The organism is Lysobacter sp. cf310 (assembly GCF_900114355.1).
GTDB lineage: Bacteria > Pseudomonadota > Gammaproteobacteria > Xanthomonadales > Xanthomonadaceae > Lysobacter.
Genome location: NZ_FOSS01000003.1, coordinates 383,452 through 404,669, shown reverse-complemented (window position 1 = coordinate 404,669; position 21,218 = coordinate 383,452). Strand labels below are relative to the sequence as shown.

Annotated in this window: 16 protein-coding genes and 1 other RNA gene; 9 read left to right on the top strand and 8 right to left on the bottom strand. The window is 68.1% G+C overall.

From position 1 onward, the window contains the following. Positions 1–33 precede the first annotated feature (33 nt). Positions 34–1,491, top strand: coding sequence for a WS/DGAT/MGAT family O-acyltransferase (locus tag BMZ45_RS13085; RefSeq protein WP_091636986.1), 1,458 nt, complete (start codon positions 34–36; stop codon positions 1,489–1,491). Between the two features lie 911 nt (positions 1,492–2,402). After that, positions 2,403–3,122: an OmpA family protein gene (locus BMZ45_RS13080; RefSeq protein WP_091636985.1), complete on the top strand. Its 720-nt coding sequence runs from the start codon at positions 2,403–2,405 to the stop codon at positions 3,120–3,122. 320 nt (positions 3,123–3,442) lie between these two features. Here the strand turns inward: BMZ45_RS13080 and BMZ45_RS13075 are convergent, their stop codons facing one another. After that, complete coding sequence (locus BMZ45_RS13075; protein WP_091636984.1) at positions 3,443–4,654, bottom strand: NAD(P)/FAD-dependent oxidoreductase; 1,212 nt, start codon at positions 4,652–4,654, stop codon at positions 3,443–3,445. A gap of 222 nt (positions 4,655–4,876) precedes the next feature. Between BMZ45_RS13075 and BMZ45_RS13070 the strand changes: the two genes are divergently transcribed. Beyond that, positions 4,877–5,059, top strand: a complete 183-nt coding sequence (locus tag BMZ45_RS13070; protein ID WP_091636983.1) for a hypothetical protein — start codon at positions 4,877–4,879, stop codon at positions 5,057–5,059. Positions 5,060–5,210: 151 nt separating this feature from the next. Continuing rightward, positions 5,211–5,561, top strand: coding sequence for a BON domain-containing protein (locus BMZ45_RS13065; protein WP_091636982.1), 351 nt, complete (start codon positions 5,211–5,213; stop codon positions 5,559–5,561). Between the two features lie 77 nt (positions 5,562–5,638). On the opposite strand, the gene BMZ45_RS13060 is transcribed toward BMZ45_RS13065, so the two are convergent. Beyond that, positions 5,639–5,818, bottom strand: a complete 180-nt coding sequence (locus BMZ45_RS13060; protein ID WP_091636981.1) for a hypothetical protein — start codon at positions 5,816–5,818, stop codon at positions 5,639–5,641. Positions 5,819–6,020: 202 nt separating this feature from the next. Between BMZ45_RS13060 and BMZ45_RS13055 the strand changes: the two genes are divergently transcribed. After that, on the top strand, positions 6,021–6,443 hold the full coding sequence (locus BMZ45_RS13055) for a CBS domain-containing protein (RefSeq protein ID WP_175489061.1): 423 nt from the start codon (positions 6,021–6,023) through the stop codon (positions 6,441–6,443). A 204-nt stretch (positions 6,444–6,647) separates the two neighbouring features. Next, positions 6,648–11,057: a DEAD/DEAH box helicase gene (locus BMZ45_RS13050; RefSeq protein WP_091636979.1), complete on the top strand. Its 4,410-nt coding sequence runs from the start codon at positions 6,648–6,650 to the stop codon at positions 11,055–11,057. A gap of 124 nt (positions 11,058–11,181) precedes the next feature. Here the strand turns inward: BMZ45_RS13050 and BMZ45_RS13045 are convergent, their stop codons facing one another. Both BMZ45_RS13045 and BMZ45_RS13040 read right to left on the bottom strand, forming a co-directional pair. After that, positions 11,182–12,228 carry an NAD(P)H-dependent flavin oxidoreductase gene (locus tag BMZ45_RS13045; protein WP_091636978.1) on the bottom strand — a complete coding sequence of 349 codons (1,047 nt, stop codon included), beginning with the start codon at positions 12,226–12,228 and terminating at the stop codon, positions 11,182–11,184. A 150-nt stretch (positions 12,229–12,378) separates the two neighbouring features. Then, positions 12,379–12,753: a hypothetical protein gene (locus tag BMZ45_RS13040; protein WP_091636977.1), complete on the bottom strand. Its 375-nt coding sequence runs from the start codon at positions 12,751–12,753 to the stop codon at positions 12,379–12,381. Positions 12,754–12,969: 216 nt separating this feature from the next. Here BMZ45_RS13040 and ssrA point away from each other — a divergent pair. Continuing rightward, positions 12,970–13,323: a transfer-messenger RNA gene (gene ssrA / locus BMZ45_RS13035) on the top strand. Positions 13,324–14,930: 1,607 nt separating this feature from the next. On the opposite strand, the gene BMZ45_RS13030 is transcribed toward ssrA, so the two are convergent. The 3 genes from BMZ45_RS13030 to BMZ45_RS13020 all read right to left on the bottom strand — a co-directional run bounded on the left by BMZ45_RS13030 (position 14,931) and on the right by BMZ45_RS13020 (position 18,781). Further along, entirely contained in the window at positions 14,931–17,021 is a 2,091-nt protein-coding gene (locus tag BMZ45_RS13030; protein WP_091636976.1) for a catalase, read from the bottom strand. A gap of 115 nt (positions 17,022–17,136) precedes the next feature. Beyond that, positions 17,137–18,402, bottom strand: coding sequence for a phospholipase D-like domain-containing protein (locus BMZ45_RS13025; RefSeq protein WP_175489080.1), 1,266 nt, complete (start codon positions 18,400–18,402; stop codon positions 17,137–17,139). 136 nt (positions 18,403–18,538) lie between these two features. Next, the gene (locus BMZ45_RS13020) at positions 18,539–18,781 is read right to left on the bottom strand and encodes a hypothetical protein (RefSeq protein WP_091636974.1); all 243 of its coding nucleotides are present in this window, start codon (positions 18,779–18,781) and stop codon (positions 18,539–18,541) included. A 214-nt stretch (positions 18,782–18,995) separates the two neighbouring features. Here BMZ45_RS13020 and BMZ45_RS13015 point away from each other — a divergent pair, with 214 nt between their 5' ends. After that, positions 18,996–19,481: a pyridoxamine 5'-phosphate oxidase family protein gene (locus tag BMZ45_RS13015; RefSeq protein WP_091636973.1), complete on the top strand. Its 486-nt coding sequence runs from the start codon at positions 18,996–18,998 to the stop codon at positions 19,479–19,481. A 245-nt stretch (positions 19,482–19,726) separates the two neighbouring features. Then, on the top strand, positions 19,727–20,635 hold the full coding sequence (locus BMZ45_RS13010; RefSeq protein ID WP_091636972.1) for an NAD(P)/FAD-dependent oxidoreductase: 909 nt from the start codon (positions 19,727–19,729) through the stop codon (positions 20,633–20,635). A 48-nt stretch (positions 20,636–20,683) separates the two neighbouring features. Here the strand turns inward: BMZ45_RS13010 and BMZ45_RS13005 are convergent, their stop codons facing one another. Then, on the bottom strand, positions 20,684–21,004 hold the full coding sequence (locus BMZ45_RS13005) for a hypothetical protein (protein WP_091636971.1): 321 nt from the start codon (positions 21,002–21,004) through the stop codon (positions 20,684–20,686). Between the last annotated feature and the right edge of the window lie 214 nt (positions 21,005–21,218).

Here is a 21,218-nt window from a genome sequence, read left to right as displayed (position 1 = left end):
TGATTCACTCGACGGATACGCTTTGGAGGGCGCATGGCCACAGCAGAACCGCGCAAGCGCGCGCGTCGCGAACCGATGTCGCGAGTGGATACGGCCTGGTTGCGCATGGAGCGACCGACCAATCCGATGATGATCACCGGCGTGCTGATGTTCGCCGAACCGATGTCGATCGATACCTTGCGGCGCGTGGTCAAGCAGCGCTTCCTGGCCTATACGCGGTTCCGCCAGAAGGCGGTGGACACGCCGGCCGGCGCGTCCTGGCAGACCGACGAGGACTTCGATCTGGACTGGCATGTGCAGCTGACCGCGCTGCCGGGCCGCGGCGGCAAGCGCGGCCTGGAACGCTTCGTGAGCCAGCTCGCGTCCAGCCCGCTCGATCACAGTCGGCCGTTGTGGCAATTCCATCTGGTCGAGCGCTACGACGGCGGCTCGGCCCTGATCGCGCGCATCCACCACAGCTACGCTGACGGCATCGCCCTGGTCCAGGTGCTGCTGTCGCTGACCGACACCACCCGCGAGCCGGCCAAGGGCAGCGATCTGCCGCACGCCTGGCTCAAGACCGACGGCGTCGAGGTCGCGCGCCGGGTCGGCGCGGTCGACCGCTACATGAAGCTGGGCTCGCGTGCGCTGGAAAAGGGCATGGAGATGTACCGCGACCCGACCCTGGCCGGCATGCTGGCCAAGGAGGGCGGCGAGATCGCGCGCGAGCTGCTCAACGCCCTGGCCCTGTCGGACGATCCGCCCTCGCTGCTGCGCGGCAAGCTCGGCGTGAGCAAGCGCGTGGCCTGGGCCGAGCCCTTGGACCTGGAAGAAGTGAAGGCGGTCGGTCGCGCCTGCGACTGCACCGTCAACGACGTGCTGATGGCCACCGCCGCCGGCGCGCTGCGCAACTACATGATCGAGCGCGGCGACAACGTCGACGGCGTGACCCTGCGCGCGACCGTGCCGGTCAACCTGCGCCCGCTCGAACACGCCAAGAAACTCGGCAACCATTTCGGCCTGGTGTTCCTGGAACTGCCGGTCGGCGAGCACAACCCGATCCGCCGGGTCGAGCGCGTCGCCGAGTGCATGAATAACCTTAAGAATTCTCGGCAAGCCATTGTTGCATTTGGGCTTCTAGCCGCGCTAGGCATGGCGCCGTCGCAGGTGCAGGGGCTGGCGCTGGAGCTCTTCAGCCGCAAGGCCACCGCGGTCGCCACCAACGTGCCCGGCCCGCAGCAGCCGCTGTACCTGGCCGGCTGCACCCTGCGCGAGATGATGTTCTGGGTGCCCCAGACCGGCTCGATCGGCGTCGGCATTTCCATCCTCAGCTACAACGGCCGCGTCCATTTCGGCCTGATCGCCGACGCCAAACTGATCCCCGATCCGGACGCGGTGATCAGCCGCTTCGGCGCCGAGTTCGACAAGCTGCTGTACCTGGCGCTGATGGGCAACTGGGACCACACCCTCGACGCCGCCGGCGCCGACGCCCTGGTCGCCGCCGGCGACTGAGCGCGGCCGCGCGCGGTGCGATTCGAATCGCACCGCGCCGCGCCGCGTCATCGCCCAAGCTCCGGGTAGGAGCGGCGCAAGCCGCGACCACGCCACCTCACACGCCGCCGCAACTCGCCGCTCCCCGCATTCTGTGGGAGCGGAGTGAGCCGCGATCGAACCCCAACCATCGCCCAAGCTCCAGGTAGGAGCGGCGCAAGCCGCGACCACGCCACTCACTCGCCGCCGCAACTCGCCGCTCCCCGCATTCTGTGGGAGCGGCGTGAGCCGCGATCGAACCCCAACCATCGCCCAAGCTCTGGGTAGGAGCGGCGCAAGCCGCGACCACGCCACTCACTCGCCGCCGCAGCTCGCCGTTCCCCGCACTCTGTGGGAGCGGCGTGAGCCGCGATCGAACCCCAACCATCGCCCAAGCTCCAGGTAGGAGCGGCGCAAGCCGCGACCACGCCACCTCACTCCCCGCCGCAACTCGGGGCTCCCCGCATTCTGTGGGAGCGGTGTGAGCCATGATCGAACCCAACCATCTCCAAAGCTCCGGGTAGGAGCGGCGCAAGCCGCGACCACGCCACCTCACACGCCTTTCGCAACTCGCGGCTCCCCGCATTCTGGGGGAGCGGCGTGAGCCATGATCGAACCCAACCATCTCCAAAGCTCCGGATAGGAGCGGCGCAAGCCGCGACCACGCCACTCACTCGCCGCCGCAACTCGCCGCTCCCCGCATTCTGTGGGAGCGGCGTGAGCCGCGATCGAACTCCAACCATCGCGCAACAACGCCAAGCGAGCGCTGCCTCGAGCGCACGACGCCCCTCACGCACCCCTGCCGACAGCTGAACTGCGGCAAGCCCTCGTCACCCACCCGTGACGCTGGCGTGATTAGCTTTGGCTCCGCCGAATTCAGCCGAGGACGCCCCATGAAAACCCAGATCAAGATCGCGATGGCCGCCGCCGCGATGACCGCTTTGCTCGCCGGCTGCGCCACGGGCGGCGGCGGTTACTACGGCGGTCAGCCGCAGGGCCAGTACCCCCAGGGTCAGTATCCGCAGGAGCGCCAGGGCATGAGCCGCACCCAGAAGGGCGCCCTGATCGGCGCGCTGGCGGGCGTGGCCGCAGGCCTGCTCAGCGGCGACGACGCCACCGAGCGCCGTCAGCGCGCGTTGATCGGCGCCGGCGTCGGCGGTCTGGCCGGCGGCGCGATCGGCAACTACCAGGACCGCCAGGAGCGCGCGCTGCGCGAACGCATGGCCGGCACCGGCGTCGATGTGGTGCGTCAGGGCGACAACATCACCCTGAACATGCCCAGCAACATCACCTTCGCCTTCAACAGCTCGCAGCTGGAATCGCAGTTCTATCCGGTGCTGGACAACGTCGCCTCGACCCTGCAGGAGTACAACCAGACCATCGTCGAGGTGGCCGGCCACACCGACAGCATCGGCACCGATGCGGTCAACCAGCGCCTGTCCGAGCAGCGTGCGGCTTCGGTCGGCAACTACCTGATGTCGCGCGGCCTGGTCCGCGACCGCTTCATCCTCACCGGCGCCGGCAAGACCCGTCCGATCGCCAGCAACGATACCGAGGAAGGCCGCGCCCAGAACCGCCGCGTCGAAATCACCCTGGTGCCGCTGCGCTCCTGAGCCGTATCGATTCGAGGGGCGGAGCTCGGCGTCGCGCGCGCCGAGTCCGCATCCCCGAACGTCCCACCGAACGGGCCGCGCGAGCGGCCCGTTCGCATTTCGCCGAGCCCGCCGCAGTGCCACGCCGGCTGTAGGAGCGGCGCAAGCCGCGACCGCGCCCCTGCAGGCATGACGAACCCTGCAACACCCATGCAAGGCAAACGCGGTCGTTTAGATCAAGCGACCGGGTCGCCTTTGCGCAGCGTGCCCGGTTTCGCGATCGCGGCTTGCACCGCTGCTTCCCCGAAACGCGTATCGCCGCTTTGCAACGCAAGCACCGCTCACTGGGTGCGCTGGAACGAAAACAGCCGCGCCAGCGGATGGCGCTTGCGTTCGATCAGCGCCCGCAGCAGCTCCGCGCCGATCTGCGCATAGGTGATGCCGTTGCCGCCGTAAGCCATCGCGAAATGCACGCGCGGCCCGTATTGCGCGTGCGGACCGAAGTAGGGCAGGCCGTCGTCGGTTTCGGCGAAGGTGCCGGCCCAGGCGAACGCGGGCGCGAGTTCCAGGCCCGGAAACCGTTGTGTCACGGCCCGCACCAGGCGTCGGGTTTTCTTCTCCAGACGCGCGTCGCGTCGGGCCGGGATATCGACCGCATCGTCCTCGCCGCCGACCATGACCCGGCCATCGCCGGTGCCGCGCAGGTAGAGATAGGGCCGCGCGGATTCCCAGACCAGGCTGCGGTCCAGGCCGCGGCTTTCGGCTGCGGCCATCGGGTCGGTGACGAAGGCATAGCTGCTGCGGTTGCGCGCCACTCGCTGGCGCAACCAGCGCTGTCCGGCGTAACCCAGCGCCAGCACCACCTGTGCGGCGCGGATCGTATGGCCCTGCGAGGTGCGCAGCAGCACCGAGCGCGCACCCGGTTCGATGCTCGCGATCTCGCTGCGGTCGTGCACGCGCACGCCCTGGCGCGCCAGCCGCATCAGCAGGCGATAGGTCAGCCGATACGGATCCACGCGCGCACTCAGGCCGCTCAGGATCGCGCCCGGCGCATGCAGGCCGTAGCGTTCGTGCAGATCGGCGGCGTTGAGCCAACGCACGTCGAAGCCGTACCGCCGCCGCAGCACCAACTCGTGCTTGAGCGCATACACATGGCGCTGCTTGCTGGCGCAATAGACGCTGTCGGTGCGCGCGAAGTCGACGCCGCCCAGGCCGCGCACGCGTTCGCGCAAGGCGTTCACGGCCTCGCCGCAGGCCAGGTAGGCGAGGGCGGCCGCATCCTCGCCGTAACGCTCGGCCAGATCGATCATGTGGGTGTCGATCTCGTACTGCAGCAGCGCGGTGCTGGCGGCGGTGCTGCCCCAGCCGATGTCGCGCTGCTCGATCACGATCACGTCGTGGCCGTGGCGACTGAGCTCGTCGGCGATCAGGGCGCCGCTGATGCCGCCGCCGATCACCGCCACGTCGCAGCGCGCATCGCCGTCCAGGGCCGGGAAGGCATGCATCAAGCCGTTGCGCACGGCCCAGTAGGGGTAACCGCTCTTCAGATCCATGCGCGGCACCTGGGCATGCGTGGGCTCGTGGTGGAGGAGACGGGCACAGCACACTCCATCGGCCGTCGTCGCGAAGTGAGCGCGGCGAGCGCTGCGCGCGATTCACCTACATGAGCGCAGGCCGTCCCTCGACCCTGCGCTAACGAAATACTGCCGTCGCGTTTACTTCGCGCGGCCTAGCCTCGGCTGCGTGTCGGAACGGTTCCGACCGGAGATGCATCCATGCCTCGTGGAGATAAATCCGCCTACACCGACAAGCAGAAGCGTCAGGCCCGCCATATCGAGCAGGCTTACCGGCAGGAAGGTTTGTCCGAGAAGACCGCCGAGCAGCGCGCCTGGGCCACCGTCAACAAGCAGGACGGCGGCGGCAAGAAATCCGGCTCGGGACGCGCGCGCCACCACTGAGCCTCAAGACCGGCCGCCGCACGAACCGCCGTGCACGCGCGACCGTTGCGCGCGCCTCCCCACCGTCCATCGCGCGCAATCGCGCGCCCCAGGCCACGTCGCGCATGGCGACGGCGTCGCCGCATCGTCGTTACAACTCAGGAGTACGCATATGAACTTCGTTTCCCATCGCATCGCCTCCGCGCTCGCCGTCGCCTTGCTGGTAGGCTCGCCGGCGGTCGCCTTCGCCCAGGAGCAGGCGCCGCCGCCGCAGACCGGCGACTCCAATCAGCCGGTCAGCGACACCTGGATCACCACCAAGGTCAAGACCGAACTGCTGGCGGCCAAGGACGTGTCGGGTCTGAAGATCGACGTCGATACCGTCAATGGCGTGGTTTCGTTGTCGGGCAAGGTCGACAGTCAGGCCCAGGTCGACAAGGCGACGGCCGTGGCCAAGTCCGTGCAGGGCGTGCGCAGCGTCGACGCCAAAGGCCTGATGGCGGCCAAGCACAGCGGTCATTGATGAAAGGTCCATGCCGGCGTTGATGCCGGGCGATGGATCGGGCCGCGACGGCGCGTGCGCCGTCGCGGCCTTCGCGGTCAGGCGCCGGGCGGCGTGGCCGCGTCGTCGCCGCCGATCACTTCGTTCCAACTCAGCTCGACACCTTTGCGATGTCCTTTCTCGGTGAGCTTCAAACCGTGGCCGTCGATCGTGAGCGTGTAGAGCTTGTCGCCGATTTCCAGTTCGCGTCGCAGCGGCTTGTCCAACTTGGTCGTCATGGCGTTCTCTCCGTTGATGTCGCATCGCGGGGCGTATCGCGTCAAGGACGCATACCGGGACGAGGATACAACGGCCGGCGCGGCTGCGGCGTGGTGCAGTTCGCGCATGCAATAGCGTGGCCGCTGTCGGCGCCGACTTGCGTTTCACGCCGCGATCACGCGACCGCCCGCCCGACCACAACCGATGTCCCAGGAGATGGCCATGGCCAATGTGAGCGCTTTCATGACCCCCAATCCGGCTGCCTGCGACGTGACCACACCGCTGCGTGAGGTCGCGCGCATGATGGCCGATCACGACTGCGGCGAGATTCCCGTGCTCGACGCGCGCGGCGCGCCGCTGGGCGTGATCACCGATCGCGATATCGCGGTGCGCGTGGTCGCGGCCGGCCGCGACGGCAGCGCCACCGCCGGCGATGCGATGACCATGCCGGCGCAGTGCGTCGGCCTGGATGCCGACCTGCGCGACTGCGTGGAATTGATGGAGCGTGCCCGCATCCGGCGCGTGCCGGTGGTCGACGCCGACGGGCGCCTGGCCGGCATCGTGTCGCTGGCCGACATCGCCCTGGCCGGCAAGAGCCGGGCCATCGCCGAGGTGGTGCGCGAGGTCTCCGCGCCGCCGGGCTAGGCGGCTGGCGTCGCAGCGATTGAGACGCCGCCGGGGCAGACTGGCTTGCGCGGTCGCGAAGGCGCGAAGGGCTGAACGGCGTGCCAGCGGTCGGACCCGCACCGGGCCGTCGCGGCGGCGCTACCATTCCCTAAGCCTCGGTCCGCCCCCATACCGGAAGCGGCCCCCAACGGATCCCCGCCGCAGCGATCGCGCCCGCGCGCCATGCCACTGTCCGCCTTCCATCCTGCCGTCGCCGCCTGGTTCGCGGCGACCTTCCCGGCGCCGACCCAGGCCCAGGTCCTGGCCTGGCCGTCGATCCGTGCCGGGCGGCATACCCTGGTCGCGGCGCCGACCGGCTCGGGCAAAACCCTGACCGCGTTCCTGGCCGCGATCGACGCCCTGGTCCGCCAGGCCGAGGAGCAGGGCGAGCTGCCCGACCAGACCACGGTGGTCTACGTCTCGCCCTTGAAGGCGCTGTCCAACGACATCCATTTGAACCTGGACGCGCCGCTGGCCGGCATCCGCGAACAGCTCGCGCGCATGGGCCGTCCCGACCCCGGCATCCGCAGCGCGGTGCGCACCGGCGATACCACCGCCAGCGAGCGCACGCGCATGCGCAAGCAACCGCCGCACCTGCTGGTGACCACGCCCGAATCGCTATACGTGCTGATGGGCTCGGAATCCGGCCGCGCGATGCTTGCGACCGTGCGCACGGTGATCGTCGACGAAATCCACGCCGTCGCCGCGAGCAAGCGCGGCAGCCATCTGGCGTTGACGCTGGAGCGCCTGCAAGCGCTGTGCGAGCACCCGATCGCGCGCATCGGCCTGTCGGCGACGCAGAAGCCGATCGAGGAGGTGGCGCGCTTCCTGGTCGGCCAGGAGGCGGTCGATGCCGACGGCCGCCCGGACTGCGAGATCGTCGATATCGGCTACGCCAAGCAGCGCGATCTGGCCCTGGAACTGCCGCCGTCGCCGCTGAGCGCGGTGATGTCGCACGAACAATGGGACCAGGTCTATCTGCGCCTGGCCGAGCTGGTCGCCGAGCACCGCACCACCCTGGTCTTCGTCAACACCCGGCGCATGGCCGAGCGCGCCGCGCGTCATCTGGGCGAGCGCCTGGGCAAGGACGCGGTGGCCGCCCACCACGGCAGCCTGTCGCGCGAGCTGCGCCTGGACGCCGAACAGCGCCTCAAACGCGGCGAGCTGCGCGTGCTGGTCGCGACCGCGTCGCTGGAACTGGGCATCGACATCGGCGATGTCGACCTGGTCTGCCAGCTAGGCTCGCCGCGCGCGATCGCGGCCTTCATGCAACGCGTCGGCCGCGCCGGCCACCACGTCGGCGGCGTGCCCAAGGGCCGGCTGTTCCCGCAGTCGCGCGACGATCTGGTCGAGTGCGCGGCGCTGCTGGATTGCGTGCGCCGCGGCGAGCTGGATGCGCTGGAGATTCCGGTCGCGCCGCTGGACGTGCTGGCGCAGCAGATCGTGGCCGAGGTGGCCTCGCGCGAATGGGACGAGGACGCGCTGTACGCGCGCCTGACCCAGGCCTGGCCGTATGCGCGGTTGGCGCGCGCGGACTTCGACGCGGTGGTGCGCATGCTCGCCGAGGGCTTCACCACCCGCCGCGGCGCGCGCGCCGGCTATGTCCATCGCGACGCCGTGCACCGGCGTCTGCGCGCGCGCCGCGGCGGTGCGCTGACCGCGGTGACCTCCGGCGGCACCATCCCCGATACCGGCGACTACGCCGTGGTGCTGGAGCCGCAGGCGACCACGATCGGCAACGTCAACGAAGATTTCGCGATCGAAAGCCTGGCCGGCGATGTGTTCCAGCTCGGCAACGCCAGCTACCGCATCCTGCGCGTCGAGCCGGGGCGGGTGCGGGTCGAGGACGCCCAGGGCGCGCCGCCGAATATTCCGTTCTGGCTGGGCGAGGCGCCCGGCCGCACCGACGAACTCTCGCTGGGCGTGTCGCGCCTGCGCGGTCTGGTCGACGCGCAGCTGGCCGCATTCGGCGAGCCCGACCCGGCGACGCTGGCGCAGGTGCACGCGCAGGTCGCAGCCGCGGTCGCGCGCGAACTGGGCCTGGGCGAGGACGCCGCGGCCCAGCTGGTCGACTATCTGGCGCGCACGCGCTACGCCCTGGGCGCGGTGCCGACCCAGGACACCGTGGTGCTGGAGCGCTTCTTCGACGAGTCCGGCGGCACCCAGCTGGTGATCCACACGCCCTACGGCAGCCGGGTCAACCGCGCCTGGGGCCTGGCCCTGCGCAAGCGCTTCTGCCGCAAGTTCAACTTCGAGCTGCAGGCGGCCGCGACCGAGGACGCGATCGTGCTGTCGCTGTCGACCAGCCACAGCTTCGCGCTGATCGAAGTCGCGCGTTACCTGCACAGCGCCAGCGCGCTGGACGTATTGATCCAGGCCTTGCTGGACGCGCCGCTGTTCGGCGTGCGCTGGCGCTGGAACGCGACCACCTCGCTGGCCCTGCCGCGCTACGTGGGCGGGCGCAAGGTCGCCCCGCAGCTGCAGCGCATGAAGAGCGAGGACCTGCTGGCCACGGTGTTCCCGGACCAGGTCGCCTGCGCCGAGAACCTGGTCGGCGAACGCGAGGTGCCGGACCACCCGCTGGTCGCCCAGACCCTGCATGACTGTCTGTACGAGGCCATGGACGCGCAGGGCTGGCTGCGGTTGCTGGGTCGGCTGGAACGCGGCGAAGTGCAGGTGATCGCGCGCGACGTGACCGGTCCGTCGCCGATCGCGGCCGAGGCGATCAATGCGCGGCCCTATGCCTTCCTCGACGACGCGCCGCTGGAAGAGCGCCGCACCCAGGCGGTGATGAGCCGCCGCTACGCCGATCCGGACAGCGCCGACGATCTGGGGCGCCTGGATCCCGAGGCGATCGCCGCGGTGCGCGCCGAGGCCTGGCCGGAGGTGCGCAACGCCGACGAGATGCACGAGGCGCTGATCGGACTGGCCTACGTCGAGGCGGAGGAGGCGCGCGCGCACGGCTGGCTGGACGCCTTGCGCACCCTGGCCGAGGCCGGGCGCGCGACGCTGCTGCGGCCCGCTGCCGGACTCGGCGACGACGCGGTGCTGTGGATCGCCACCGAAACCCTGCCGCAGGCGCGCGCGCTGTTTGCGGACGCAAGCTGGGCGCCCGAGGTCGCGGTGCCGCCCGAATACGCGCAGGCCGTCTGGGACGCCGACGGCGTGCTGGCCGAATGGCTGCGCTCGCGCCTGACCGGCCTGGGCCCGGCGACCGTGACCGCGCTCGCCGCTTCGTTGCGACAAACGCCGGTGGCGGTGGACATCGCCTTGGCGCGCCTGGAGGGCGAGGGTTATGTGATGCGCGGCCGCTTCAGCCGCGAGAGCAGCGAAGGCGGCGCCGAGGAATGGTGCGAGCGCCACCTGCTCGCGCGTATCCACCGTTACACCGTGGGGCGCCTGCGGCGCGAGATCGAACCGGTCGCGCCGCGCGATTTCGTGCGCTTCCTGTTCGACTGGCAGCGCGTGTCCGCGGCCACCCGCATGAGCGGCCGCGACGCGGTCGAAGCGGTGCTGAGCCAGTTGCAGGGCTACGAAGCGTCGGCGGCGGTGTGGGAGAGCGAGCTGTTGAGCGCGCGCATCGCCGACTACAGCCCGGCCTGGTTGGACGACCTGTGCAGCGCCGGGCGCGTGACCTGGGCGCGCCTGCGTCCGACCCGCGTCGAGGCCGGCACCGCGGCCGCGCCCTCGGTGCGGCAGACGCCGATCGTGCTGCTGCCGCGCCGCGACCTGGCGGCGTGGTCCACGCTGACCGCAGGCCGCAGCGACGACGCGCCTTTGTCCTCGCGCGCGAGCCGCGTGGTCGACTGCCTGCGCGTGCGCGGCGCGTCCTTCTTCGACGAGCTCGAACGCGGCGCCCACCTGCTCAAGACCGAACTGGAAGAGGCCCTGGGCGAACTGGTCGCGCGCGGGCGCGTGACCTGCGACAGCTACGCCGGCCTGCGCGCGCTGCTGGTGCCGCCGTCCAAGCGCGAAGGCTCGCGCGGCGGCCGCAGCCGGCGCACGCCGATGTTCGGCATCCAGGACGCCGGCCGCTGGTCGCTGACGCCGCGTCCGGCCGAGGACGCGCCTGCGCCGGCGATCGACGCCGAGACCGTCGAGCACGCCGCGCGCAGCCTGCTGGATCGCTACGGCGTGGTGTTCTGGCGCCTGATCGAGCGCGAAGCCCACTGGTTGCCGCCCTGGCGCGACTTGTTGCGCGTGTACCGTCGATGGGAGGCGCGCGGCGAAATCCGCGGCGGGCGCTTCGTCAGCGGCATGTCCGGCGAACAGTTCGCGCTGCCCGACGCGATCGGCGCGCTGCGCAAACTGCGCCAGCGCCCCGACAGCGGCGAACTGGTCTGCGTCTCGGCGATGGATCCGCTCAATCTGGCCGGCACCGTGCTCGCCGGCGAACGCGTGGCGCGCCTGCCCGGCGCGCGCGTGCTGTTCCGCGACGGCGTGCCGATCGCCTGCCTGAGCGCGGGCAAGGTCGAGCTGATCGAAGCCGGCCTGGCGCCGGCCGACGCCGAGCGCGCACGTCAGGCCTTGGTGCGTCGGCGAGGTACCGCGGAGCCCGAGGCCGATCTCTACGCGCGCCTAGCGCCGGTATAGGCGCCAGCGTTCACGGCCGCACGGTACACGATGCCAAGCGAAAACCCCGGTCTTCCCGCTTTGAAAAGGAGGGATTGAGGGGGATTTGCTTTTAGCGCCCCCAGCGCCGCCACCGCGCCCCGTTTCAGTACCGCCCCTCAAACCCCTTCGCCAACTCCCGCGTAAGCTCCCCAGCGGGCACCTCGCGACACCCACTGGGATTCTGCCCCGACCACAACGGCGAAAAATCGCCGCTGCCCAGCGCCTCGGCGCGCGCGCGGATCGGCGCCAATGCGCCACCCGCGAGCGGAAACGGCGGCGCCAGCGCGCTCATCGGGCCGCGCTCGCGCATATAGCGATTGACGATGCCGCGCGCAGGTCGCCCGCTGAACAGATTGGTGAGCGCGGTGTGCTCGGTGTCGGCGCCCTTCAACGCCGCGCGATGTGCCGCACCGGTGCTGGCCTCCGGGCAGAGCAGGTAAGCGGTGCCGATCTGCACGCCCGCCGCGCCCAAACGCATCGCCGCCGCCACGCCCTGCGCATCGGCGATGCCGCCGGCCGCGATCACCGGGACCTGCAGCGCGCGCACCAACTGCGGCAGCAGCGCGAACGTGCCCGATTGCCGGCTCAGGTCCATGTCCAGGAAATGCCCGCGATGGCCGCCGGCCTCCAGGCCCTGCGCGATCACCGCATCGACGCCCTGCGCCTGCAGCCAGCGTCCTTCCTCCAGCGTGGTCGCTGAGGACAGCACCTTCGCGCCCCAGGAACGCACCCGTTCCAGCAAGGCGGGCGAGGGCAGGCCGAAGTGGAAACTGACCACGCGCGGGCGAAACTGGGCCAGCAGCTCGGCCGTTTCGGCATCGAAGGGACGCCGACCAGCCCCGGCGCTCACCGTGGCGGGGTCGATCCCGAACTCGCGGTAATAGGGCGCCAACGACTCGCGCCAAGCCGCCTCGACACCGGCATCGGCCGCGGGCGGGGCATGACAGAAGAAATTGACGTTGTAGGGCCGGTCGGTTTGCGCCGCGATCGCCGCGAGTTCCTCGCTCAGGCTTTGCGCGCTCAGCATCGCCGCCGGCAGCGAGCCCAGGCCGCCGGCCGCGCAGACCGCGACGGCGAGGGCGCTGCCCTGGGAGCCGGCCATGGGGGCCTGGATCAGCGGGAACTCGGTACCGAGCAGGGCGTGTGACATGGGCCGTCCATCCAATGCGGCGTGGGCCGCGAATATCGCTGCGTCGTGTCGGAGGCCGTCGCGTCCTCGGACCTGGGGCAGCGCTTGGGGGTAAGGGCGACATCCTTGCCGCAGACCCTGTCGCCCATCCCGGCTGCCCGCGAACGCGACTCAGGCGATATTGCTCAGCTTGGGCAGCAAGAAGTATCCGACGACCAAGGCGGCATAGAGCGCCGCCGCTATGTGGTAATTGACGGCGGCCAGGATGGCGGTCCAGTACAACTTGGACTCTCGCATAGCCGCCTTGCGCAGGGCGATCAGCAACAGCAGTGTCGAGATCGCCGCGGTTCCGCCGCACAGCCAGGCGCTGTTGCTCAACATACCCAGCGAGGACTGTGTGAAGGCGGGGGCCAAGCGGCCGAGCGTGGCCGGATGGTCGAGTCCATAGGCGGCCAGTACCCGCGAAATACTCACCGCCGTGATCAGGAGGGTGGCGAGGCTGCCCAGATACAGTAGCGCGGCGATAATCGTTTTGAGCCGGTTCACAGGATGCGATCGCTGCGGAGCGGGCTTCAGATTAAGTCTGTTCGGCGCCCGCTCACAAGACAGTCGTGCGCTGGAACGCGCGTGTCCGCGGCCCCTGGACGATCGATCCTCCCGGCGTCCAGCCTGGCAGGGCACCCACATGAACCGCCCCCCATCGCCGCGCTTGTGAATGCGCCCGCCGCCCCTATACTGACCGGGTCAGCGTGAGCTGTCCCCGGGGGTGCACTGGCTTCGACGGGGGTTGCGAAATCGCCTGGTGCATGCCGAGGGGGTAGCTTTCCTCGTAAATCCAGCTGCAAACTTTTAGTTGCCAACGACGACAACTACGCTCTCGCCGCTTAAGGCGTAAGCCCCGAAACTGCTTGTGTCCGTGCTCGCAGCGTAGGGTCATCATCACGGAATCGCTGGGGTCGGTTGCCTGTCAAACCCCGGTTAACCCAAAACAGGCTGGTTCCCGGATGCGCTTTGCGCGCCGTGCTGTTCGGGGGCGAGATCTAACGGAGCGCTAAGCATGTAGTGCCGGGGATGGAGTGCCTTCGGACGGCGGTTCGATTCCGCCCACCTCCACCAATACCGCCGTCGCAAGACGGAACAAGAAAGGTCGGATAGCCACCAGGCTTCCGGCCTTTTTTGTGTCTCGAGCCGGCGTTCGGCCGGAATGCGCTGCGCCTGTGCGAATCACGCCAGCGTTCGCAGCTTGGCTTCGCGCGCCCATTGGCGCTTCATGGCCTGAGCGATGAACGAGCGCGTATAGCTCGCACGTCTGAGGAGCTAAAACTACACATTTTCTGGCGCTTGATGAGGTGCTACCTCTGTGATGGACTCATTGAGCCGCAAGTCGCGGCTCAAGCTAAGGTCATAAGGATATGAAGCAGATTGGCTATCGAGGGCTGCTTGTCGCGGCCCTACTTGTTTTATCAGGGCAGGCCCTAGCAGGTGACGGTGGGGGCGACTACTTGGACCATGAGACTCCTCTCGAAGATGTCGCCGCACCGGATCGCTTCTTCGCAGAGCACAACGGAGTAACCGGCCAAACGTTCGTCTATGTGGGAAACGGAGACGAATCACAGACGGTCTTGTACGACCGGTCCACGGACCGCCTTTACATCAGCAACTCGAATGGGACTGGCGACTATCCACTTGCCGAAGCGGCACTGAGCTACGCAGGTGGAAACCTTCAGTTGGCCACCGAGGTAGCGAACCAAATTCGCACTTACAACAATTGGGGTGGCAGTTACGAGACCTTCCTGGCTCCTACGATTACCTTCGCGCCTCCCCGCAGCACCGGCGGGGCTTGCGATCTCTCTCCCTGCGGCCCGGGCAGATACGAGGGACACCTGCCTCCGGGCGAGTTTTCCAAGCGACTAGGTATACGGGGCTACGACCCAAACGACGACCAGTGGTACAACTATCTGTACACGCCTACAGAGATTAGCAATGACAAGCGCTACTTCGAGATTTGGCGCGAAGGAGAGTGCGACGACGCGACAGATGACGCGGTTAACGCGATAACCGGAATAGCTGGAGCCGCCGTTTCATGCCCCTTCGTGGAGACTGGGGTTGGAGCGGTCGGTTGCGCCGGCTCGGCCGTGCAAGTTATAAGAGCGTTTTCTAGTAACGCTCGTGACAACTGCAGAAGGTCCACATACCGGGGGCCGGGCCGTTGGGGGAATTAAGCCGCCATGTCAACGACAGTAACCTTCCTGCTGCTCTTTCTGGTGTTGGCGCTGACCTCAGTCGGTATATCGCTATATTACCTTCGAGACAGAAAGCAGCAGAAGGTGGTTCTCACTCCCATTGCCATAATGGCAGTGCTCGGGGCTGTTAAATCCATCTTCTTTTAGCAGCGGTCCGGGGGACACTAAGTGTTCCTCCGGTTACCTGCGGCACGTGGCATCGTGTGCGACTCGACTTTGCTACTTCACTGAGTACGTTTGTTCGCAAGAGGTCGGCTGACTCTGTGAGCCGGCCAGGCAAGGAGACACAGCGGTATTTCTTCGAGCAGCGAGCTTGGCGTTCCAACGCCGCGAAGTCTCGTGATGGACAATCACTTCAAAATTGACGAGTAGCCGGCGAAGCGTTTCACGGAAGGCTGGTCAGAAGGTTTTGTCAGCTAACACGCTTCCGTCAATTCTTGTATTCAAGTCGATTTTCGGCCTACGCTGCGCCTGTGCGAATCACGCCAGCGTACGCAGCTTGGCCTCGCGCGCCCACTGACGCTTCATGGCCTGAGCGATGAACGAGCGCGTATCGCCCGCGTCGACCACGCCGGCGTCGCGCTCCACGCCGCCTGCATTCAATAGCGCTTGCGCGCCGGCATCGGCCGCGATCGCCTTGAGGTGGCCATAAGCGTCGCGCACGAAGTCGACCGCGGCGGCTTCCTTGGCCAGGCGCTTGCCGGCCTTGTCGCTCAACACCAGGGCGACCGCGTCGAACACCAGCGACGGCGTGCCGGCGAGCTGGCCGTCGGCGGGCAGGGTCTTGCCGTCGCTGAGCTTGGCGCCGCCGATGCGCGGCGCCACGATCTTGACGCGCGCGCCGGCGGCTTCGGCCGCCTTGCGCAAGGCGCGCACCGTGGCGGCGTCGGAGCCGTCGTCGATCAACACGCCGACGCACCGCCCCTGCAGGGTCGGTTTCATCTTGCCGATGATCTGCAGCGGCGGTGACGCGGGCAGGTCCTGGGCCGCGACCGCGGCCGGCGGCGCTGGGGGCAGCGCGGCCAGACCCAGGCCGTCGGCCACCCGGCGCGCCAGCGCGGTGTCGATGTGGCGCAGGTGGCCCACGACGGCCTCACGCACGTGCGCGGTGCCGACCTTGGACAACTCGAACACCAAGGCCGAGGCCATGTGCGCCTGCTCGTATTCGGTCTGGCTGCGGTAGAACTGGCGCGCCTGACTGTAGTGATCGGCGAAGCTCTCCGGACGCACGCGGCCCTTGATGCCGTCGTCGCTGGGCACGCCGGCGCTGCGGAAGCCGGCCGGCGTCTCGCGCGGCGATTGCGGATCCAGCGAACTGGGTTCGTAGTTCACCCGCCCGCGCGGCACCCGCATCTGCATGTGGCCATCGCGCTGCAGATTGGCGAACGGGCATTTGGGCGCGTTGATCGGCAACTGGTGGAAGTTGGGCGAGCCCAGGCGCGACAGCTGCGTATCCAGGTAGGAGAACAAGCGCCCCTGCAGCAGCGGATCGTTGGAGAAGTCGATGCCCGGCACCACGTGCGAGGGGCAGAAGGCGACCTGCTCGGTCTCGGCGAAGAAGTTGTCCGGCCAGCGATCCAGGACCATGCGGCCGATCACCGTCAGCGGCACCAGTTCCTCGGGGATCAGCTTGGTGGCGTCGAGATGGTCGAACGGAAATCCGTCGGCCTGTTCCTGGGTGAACAGCTGCACCGCCAGCTCCCACTCGGGGTAGTCGCCGTTTTCTATCGCCTCGAACAGGTCGCGGCGGTGGAAGTCGGGGTCGGCGCCGGCCAGCTTGCAGGCCTCGTCCCACAGCGTCGATTGCAGGCCCAGCTTGGGCCGCCAATGGAACTTGACGAAGGTCGAAGCGCCCTTGGCGTTGATCAAGCGGAAGCTGTGCACGCCGAAGCCTTCGATCATGCGCAGCGAGCGCGGAATCGTGCGGTCGGACATCGCCCACATGATCATGTGCATGGCTTCGGGCGTCAGCGAGATGAAGTCCCAGAAGGTGTCGTGGGCGCTGCCGGCCTGCGGATAGCCGCGGTCGGGCTCCATCTTCACCGAGTGCACCACGTCCGGGAACTTCATCGCGTCCTGGATGAAGAACACCGGGATGTTGTTGCCGACCAGGTCCCAGTTGCCCTGCTGGGTGTAGAACTTGACCGCGAAGCCGCGCACGTCGCGCGGGGTGTCGATCGAGCCGGCGCCGCCGGCCACGGTGGAGAAACGGCAGAACAGCGGGGTGCGCTGGCCCACTTGGGTGAGGATGTCGGCCGTGGTGTAGCGGCTGAGCGATTTGCTCAGCTCGAAGTAGCCGTGCGCGCCGGAGCCACGCGCGTGCACGATGCGCTCCGGGATGCGTTCGTGATCGAAGTGGGTGATCTTCTCGCGCAGGATGAAGTCTTCGAGCAGACCCGGGCCGCGTTCGGTCGCGCGCAGGGAGTTCTGATTGTCGGATACCGGCAGGCCCTGATTGGTGGTCAGTGGCGGGTGCTTGCCGCCAGCGCTCTGATGCAGCTCGTCGCCGTGGCCGCGCCCGTCGCGGGTCGCGCCGCCGTTGCGGGACTTAGCGGCTTTCTTGGTGGCCATGGCGAAACTCCTGAGCGGGTGAGCGGACGGCGATCGACGCCGGTTTCCTGATCATGCGACCGCGGCGGTGAACATAGCGTCGTGCATGCGGGCTTGCGCGTTCATCCAGGCGCGGCTACAGCTGAGACTTGAGCGGAAGCACGAACTTCTCGAACAGTCGCTCTTTCCAGGGTCGATCGCGCCAGTGTTGCAGGGTGTAGCGCCGCGATAAGCGCAGGTCCGCTTCGAACACCGCCGTCATGTCCGCGGCGAAGCCGCGGTCGTAGACGTTCAAGCTGGCTTCGTCGTTGAGCCGGAACGAGCGGATGTCGAAATTGGTCGATCCCACCGAGACCAGTTCGCCGTCCACGATCAGCATCTTGCTGTGCATCATGGTCGGCCGGTATTCGTAGAACTCGATGCCCGCCTGCAGCAGCGGCTCCCACTGCGCCTTCGAAGCCAGGCGCACGGCGTCGGAGTCTGTATGCTCGCCCGGCACGAGGATGCGTATGCGCACGCCGCGGCGACGGGCGTCTAGCAGCGCTTTCAGCACCAGATCGTCGGGCACGAAGTAGGCGGCGGCGAGATCGATGCCGCGCTCCGACGCGGCGATCGCCATCAGCACCATCAGATGCATGCTGTCGCTGCCGCCAGCGGGCGAGCTGATGAACAGCTGCGCGTCCATGTCGCCGGCGCGGGCCAGGGGCGGGTAGAACGCTTGCCCCTGCAGGACCACGCCGGTGGATTTGACCCAGTTGTCGTTGAAGCCGGCCTGCATCTGCGCGACCACCGGGCCCTCGACCCGGAAATGCGAATCGCGCCAATGCTCGGGGTCCTGGGCATGGCCCTCCCATTGATCGGCGATCCCGACGCCGCCGGTGAATCCGACCGTGCCGTCGACGATCAGCAGTTTGCGATGGGTGCGGTTGTTGACCCTGTCCAGGTTGTACCAGGCCAGCGGCCGATACTGGCGTATCTGCACGCCCGCGCGCTTCATTTCATCGATCTGGGCGTCGTCCATCTTGCTGCTGCCCAGCCAGTCCACGGTCAGATAGACCTGGACGCCGTTGCGCGCGCGCTCGGACAAGGCGCGGCTGAATTCGCGGCCGATGTCGCCGGACCAGTAGATGTAGGTTTCGAACGCGATCGTGCGGCGTGCGGAGCGGATCGCCTGCAACATCGAGGGAAAGATCTCGTCGCCGTTCTGCAAGCCGCTCACGCGGTTGCCCGCCAATAGCGAGGGGCCGAGCAGGGTGCCCATTTCGCGCCGGAACTGCGGCGAGGCCACCGGATAGCGGTGCGGCAGCGCGTGCACGAGCTGCTTCTCCGGTCCGGCGAGATTGAGCGCGATCAGACTGGTCAACGCACTGAGCACGCAGGCCGCCAGGACGGCCCGGATCACGCTACGACGGGACCAACGTGCAGGCATGCCGCCTCCAGTCCGGAACTATCGCGCTAATGTGCGCGCGCGGCCTCAGCGCGGCGTGAATGCCGCCGCCGCGATGCGCCGAAACCGCCGCGACCTCGGTCCAGCGCGCCTAGCGATGGGCGGCCCTGCCTTGCTCGAGCATGCCGTGGCGCTGCAGCTTGCGCGCGATTCTGTCTTTCAGCGCGCCCAGGTCGTGATCTTCCATCACGTAGATCTCTTTGCTGTGGCCTTGGAAGTAGCGGTAGTGCTTGCTGTCCGAGCTGGGCAGGATAGTACCGACGAATTCGCCCTGAAAGCGCACCTCCACGCTCCAGTCGCTGCCCAAGCCCTGCTCAGTGAATAGGGTTTCCATGCCGATCGCTCCGAATCCGTTGCTTTGGCGCAAGCCTATGGGATCCGCGTGAACGGGCCGTCCATCGCGCGCGCAAATTTTCTGAACCGTTCATCGACGTCGACGGATCGGCTTTCGATGCGGCGAGCTGCGGTCGCTCGCATCACATGCTGGCGACGTACGCGGACCTATCTTGGCGCGGCCACACGAGGTTGGCGCCGAACACGAGTTGGCTATGCGCGACACGGTAGATCTGAAAGAAAAGCTGTGGAAGGCATTGTCTTCCGACCGCACCTTGATGCTGGGCCTGGACGGCGTGGAAGCGGGGCATACGCGCCCGATGACCGCGATCACCGAGGACGACCGCAGCCCTATCTGGTTCTTCACCTCGACCGACAACGCCCTGGTGCAGAAGTTGGATTCCAGCCATGCCGCCATCGCGGCGTTTTCTTCCAAGGGCCACGATCTGTTCGCCAGCATCAGCGGGACTTTGCGGCGCGATCAGGATAGGGCCGTCATCGATCGTCTGTGGAATCCCTTCATCGCCGCCTGGTTCGAGGGCGGGAAGGACGATCCGAAGCTGGCGCTGTTGCGCTTCGATGCCGCCGAGGCCGAGGTATGGCTCAACGAGAACAGTCTGCTGGCCGGAGTGAAGATGCTGCTGGGCATGGATCCGAAACAGGAGTACCAGGACAAGGTCGGCGAGGTGCGGCTGAGTTAGCCGTCATCGAACGGCGCAAGCCGATACGGATCGGCTGCGCGGGTCGGAAAGTCGCGCGCTCGCGCTCCTCAGATCTTTTTGCGGTATCCGGGCGATAGTCCGGGATTGAGATTCGGGCAGTACGGGCTCGAAGAACCGGGCATCGAGCCCAAGCCGACACGCCGCACCACCGACGCATCGCGGCCGCGTTCGCGCGCTTCATGCGTCCAGCCCGGCATCGCCGCCGCTCATAGAAGGACCGCCTCATGGAAATCATCGACGTGGTGGTGGTGGGCGGCGGTCCGGCGGGTCTGACGGCTGCCACCTACCTGCGCCGCTTTCATCGTCGCTGCGTGGTATTGGACGGCGGCGACAGCCGTGCCAGGCGCATTCCGCAGAGTCACAATTGTCCGGGTTTTCCCGATGGCGTGTCCGGGCCCGATCTGCTGCGGCGCATGCGCACCCAGGCCTTGGACGCGGGGGTGCGCATCGAGCCAGTCATGGTCGATGCGCTGCTACGCGAGGGCGACGGCTTTCGCGCGGTCGCCGGCGAGCGCAGCTGGCGTGCGCGCGCGGTGGTGCTGGCCACGGGCGTGCGCGATGTGCTGCCGGAGGTGGACTGGGCGGAGGACGCGATCGCCTGCGGCGCGATCCGGCTGTGCGCGATCTGCGACGCGTTCGAGGCCACCGACCTGCGCATCGGCGTGTACGGCCCGCGCGCGGCCGTCGCGTCCCACGCCCGCTTCCTGCGCGGCTATACGCAGCGTCTGGTGTTGATGCCGATCGACCGGCCGTTCGACGACGAATTCCCGGCGCCTTACAAGGAGTCGACGGTACGGGTCCTTGCTCCCGGCGGCGAGCTGGACTTCGATGGAGCACGCTGCCGCTATCGGACGCCGGACGGGGCCGAGACGGTGCTGGACACGGTCTATCCCTTCCTCGGCACCCAGGAGGCCCATCCGCTGGTGGTGTCCGCCGGCGCCTGGCCGGACCTGCCGGGCGAGACCGTGGTGGATGCGAATCAGATGACGCGCGTGGCCGGCTTGTACGCCATCGGCGACATGGTCAGCGGCCTCAATCAGATCTCGGTGGCGGTGGGGCAGGCCGCGATCGCCGCGACCCATCTGCATCATCAACTGCCTAGTGCGCCGCGCATGAGAGCGGAACGCGTCTGAGTGTCTATCGGAGCGTTCGGTCGTCTTTGGATTCGCTAGCGAGCGCCTTCAAGCCGATGGCCGGCGCCTGGCGAGCCTGGCCCGATTGGCGCTGACGGTGCGTGCGACCGGTTTCAGACCCGCGGCCACGATCCGATCGCCGGCCGTGCCGAGCCCGGACCAGCGCTGCCACGGACTGGACCAGGGCGACCACAACGACCAGGCGCCCGCCGACAGCGGCGCCAGCCACACGGCGTTGTACATCGCCCACCAGCCCTCCATCGCGGCCGCGCCCTTTTCGGCGATCATCCGGTTCCACTCGCGCAGGTCGCGTCCGGACAGCGGTTGCGCGGCCAGCGAAAAATCCAGCAGGCGTTGCGCCGCCACCATAGGCGAACCCTGGGCGATGGCGGACAGTTGCCGGGCGGTTCTGGTCGATGAGCGCGACATCGCTTGGGCCTGATTTGCGAGCGGTCGCTCGTAGGCGGGCGAGTCTGCCACGCGCATGTGCAATCGCAGTGACGGCGACTGCCGGCACGAATGCGAATGGGCGTCGCGCCGCTGAACTGTTCACGAAACAAACCCCGCAATTCACATGCCCCAC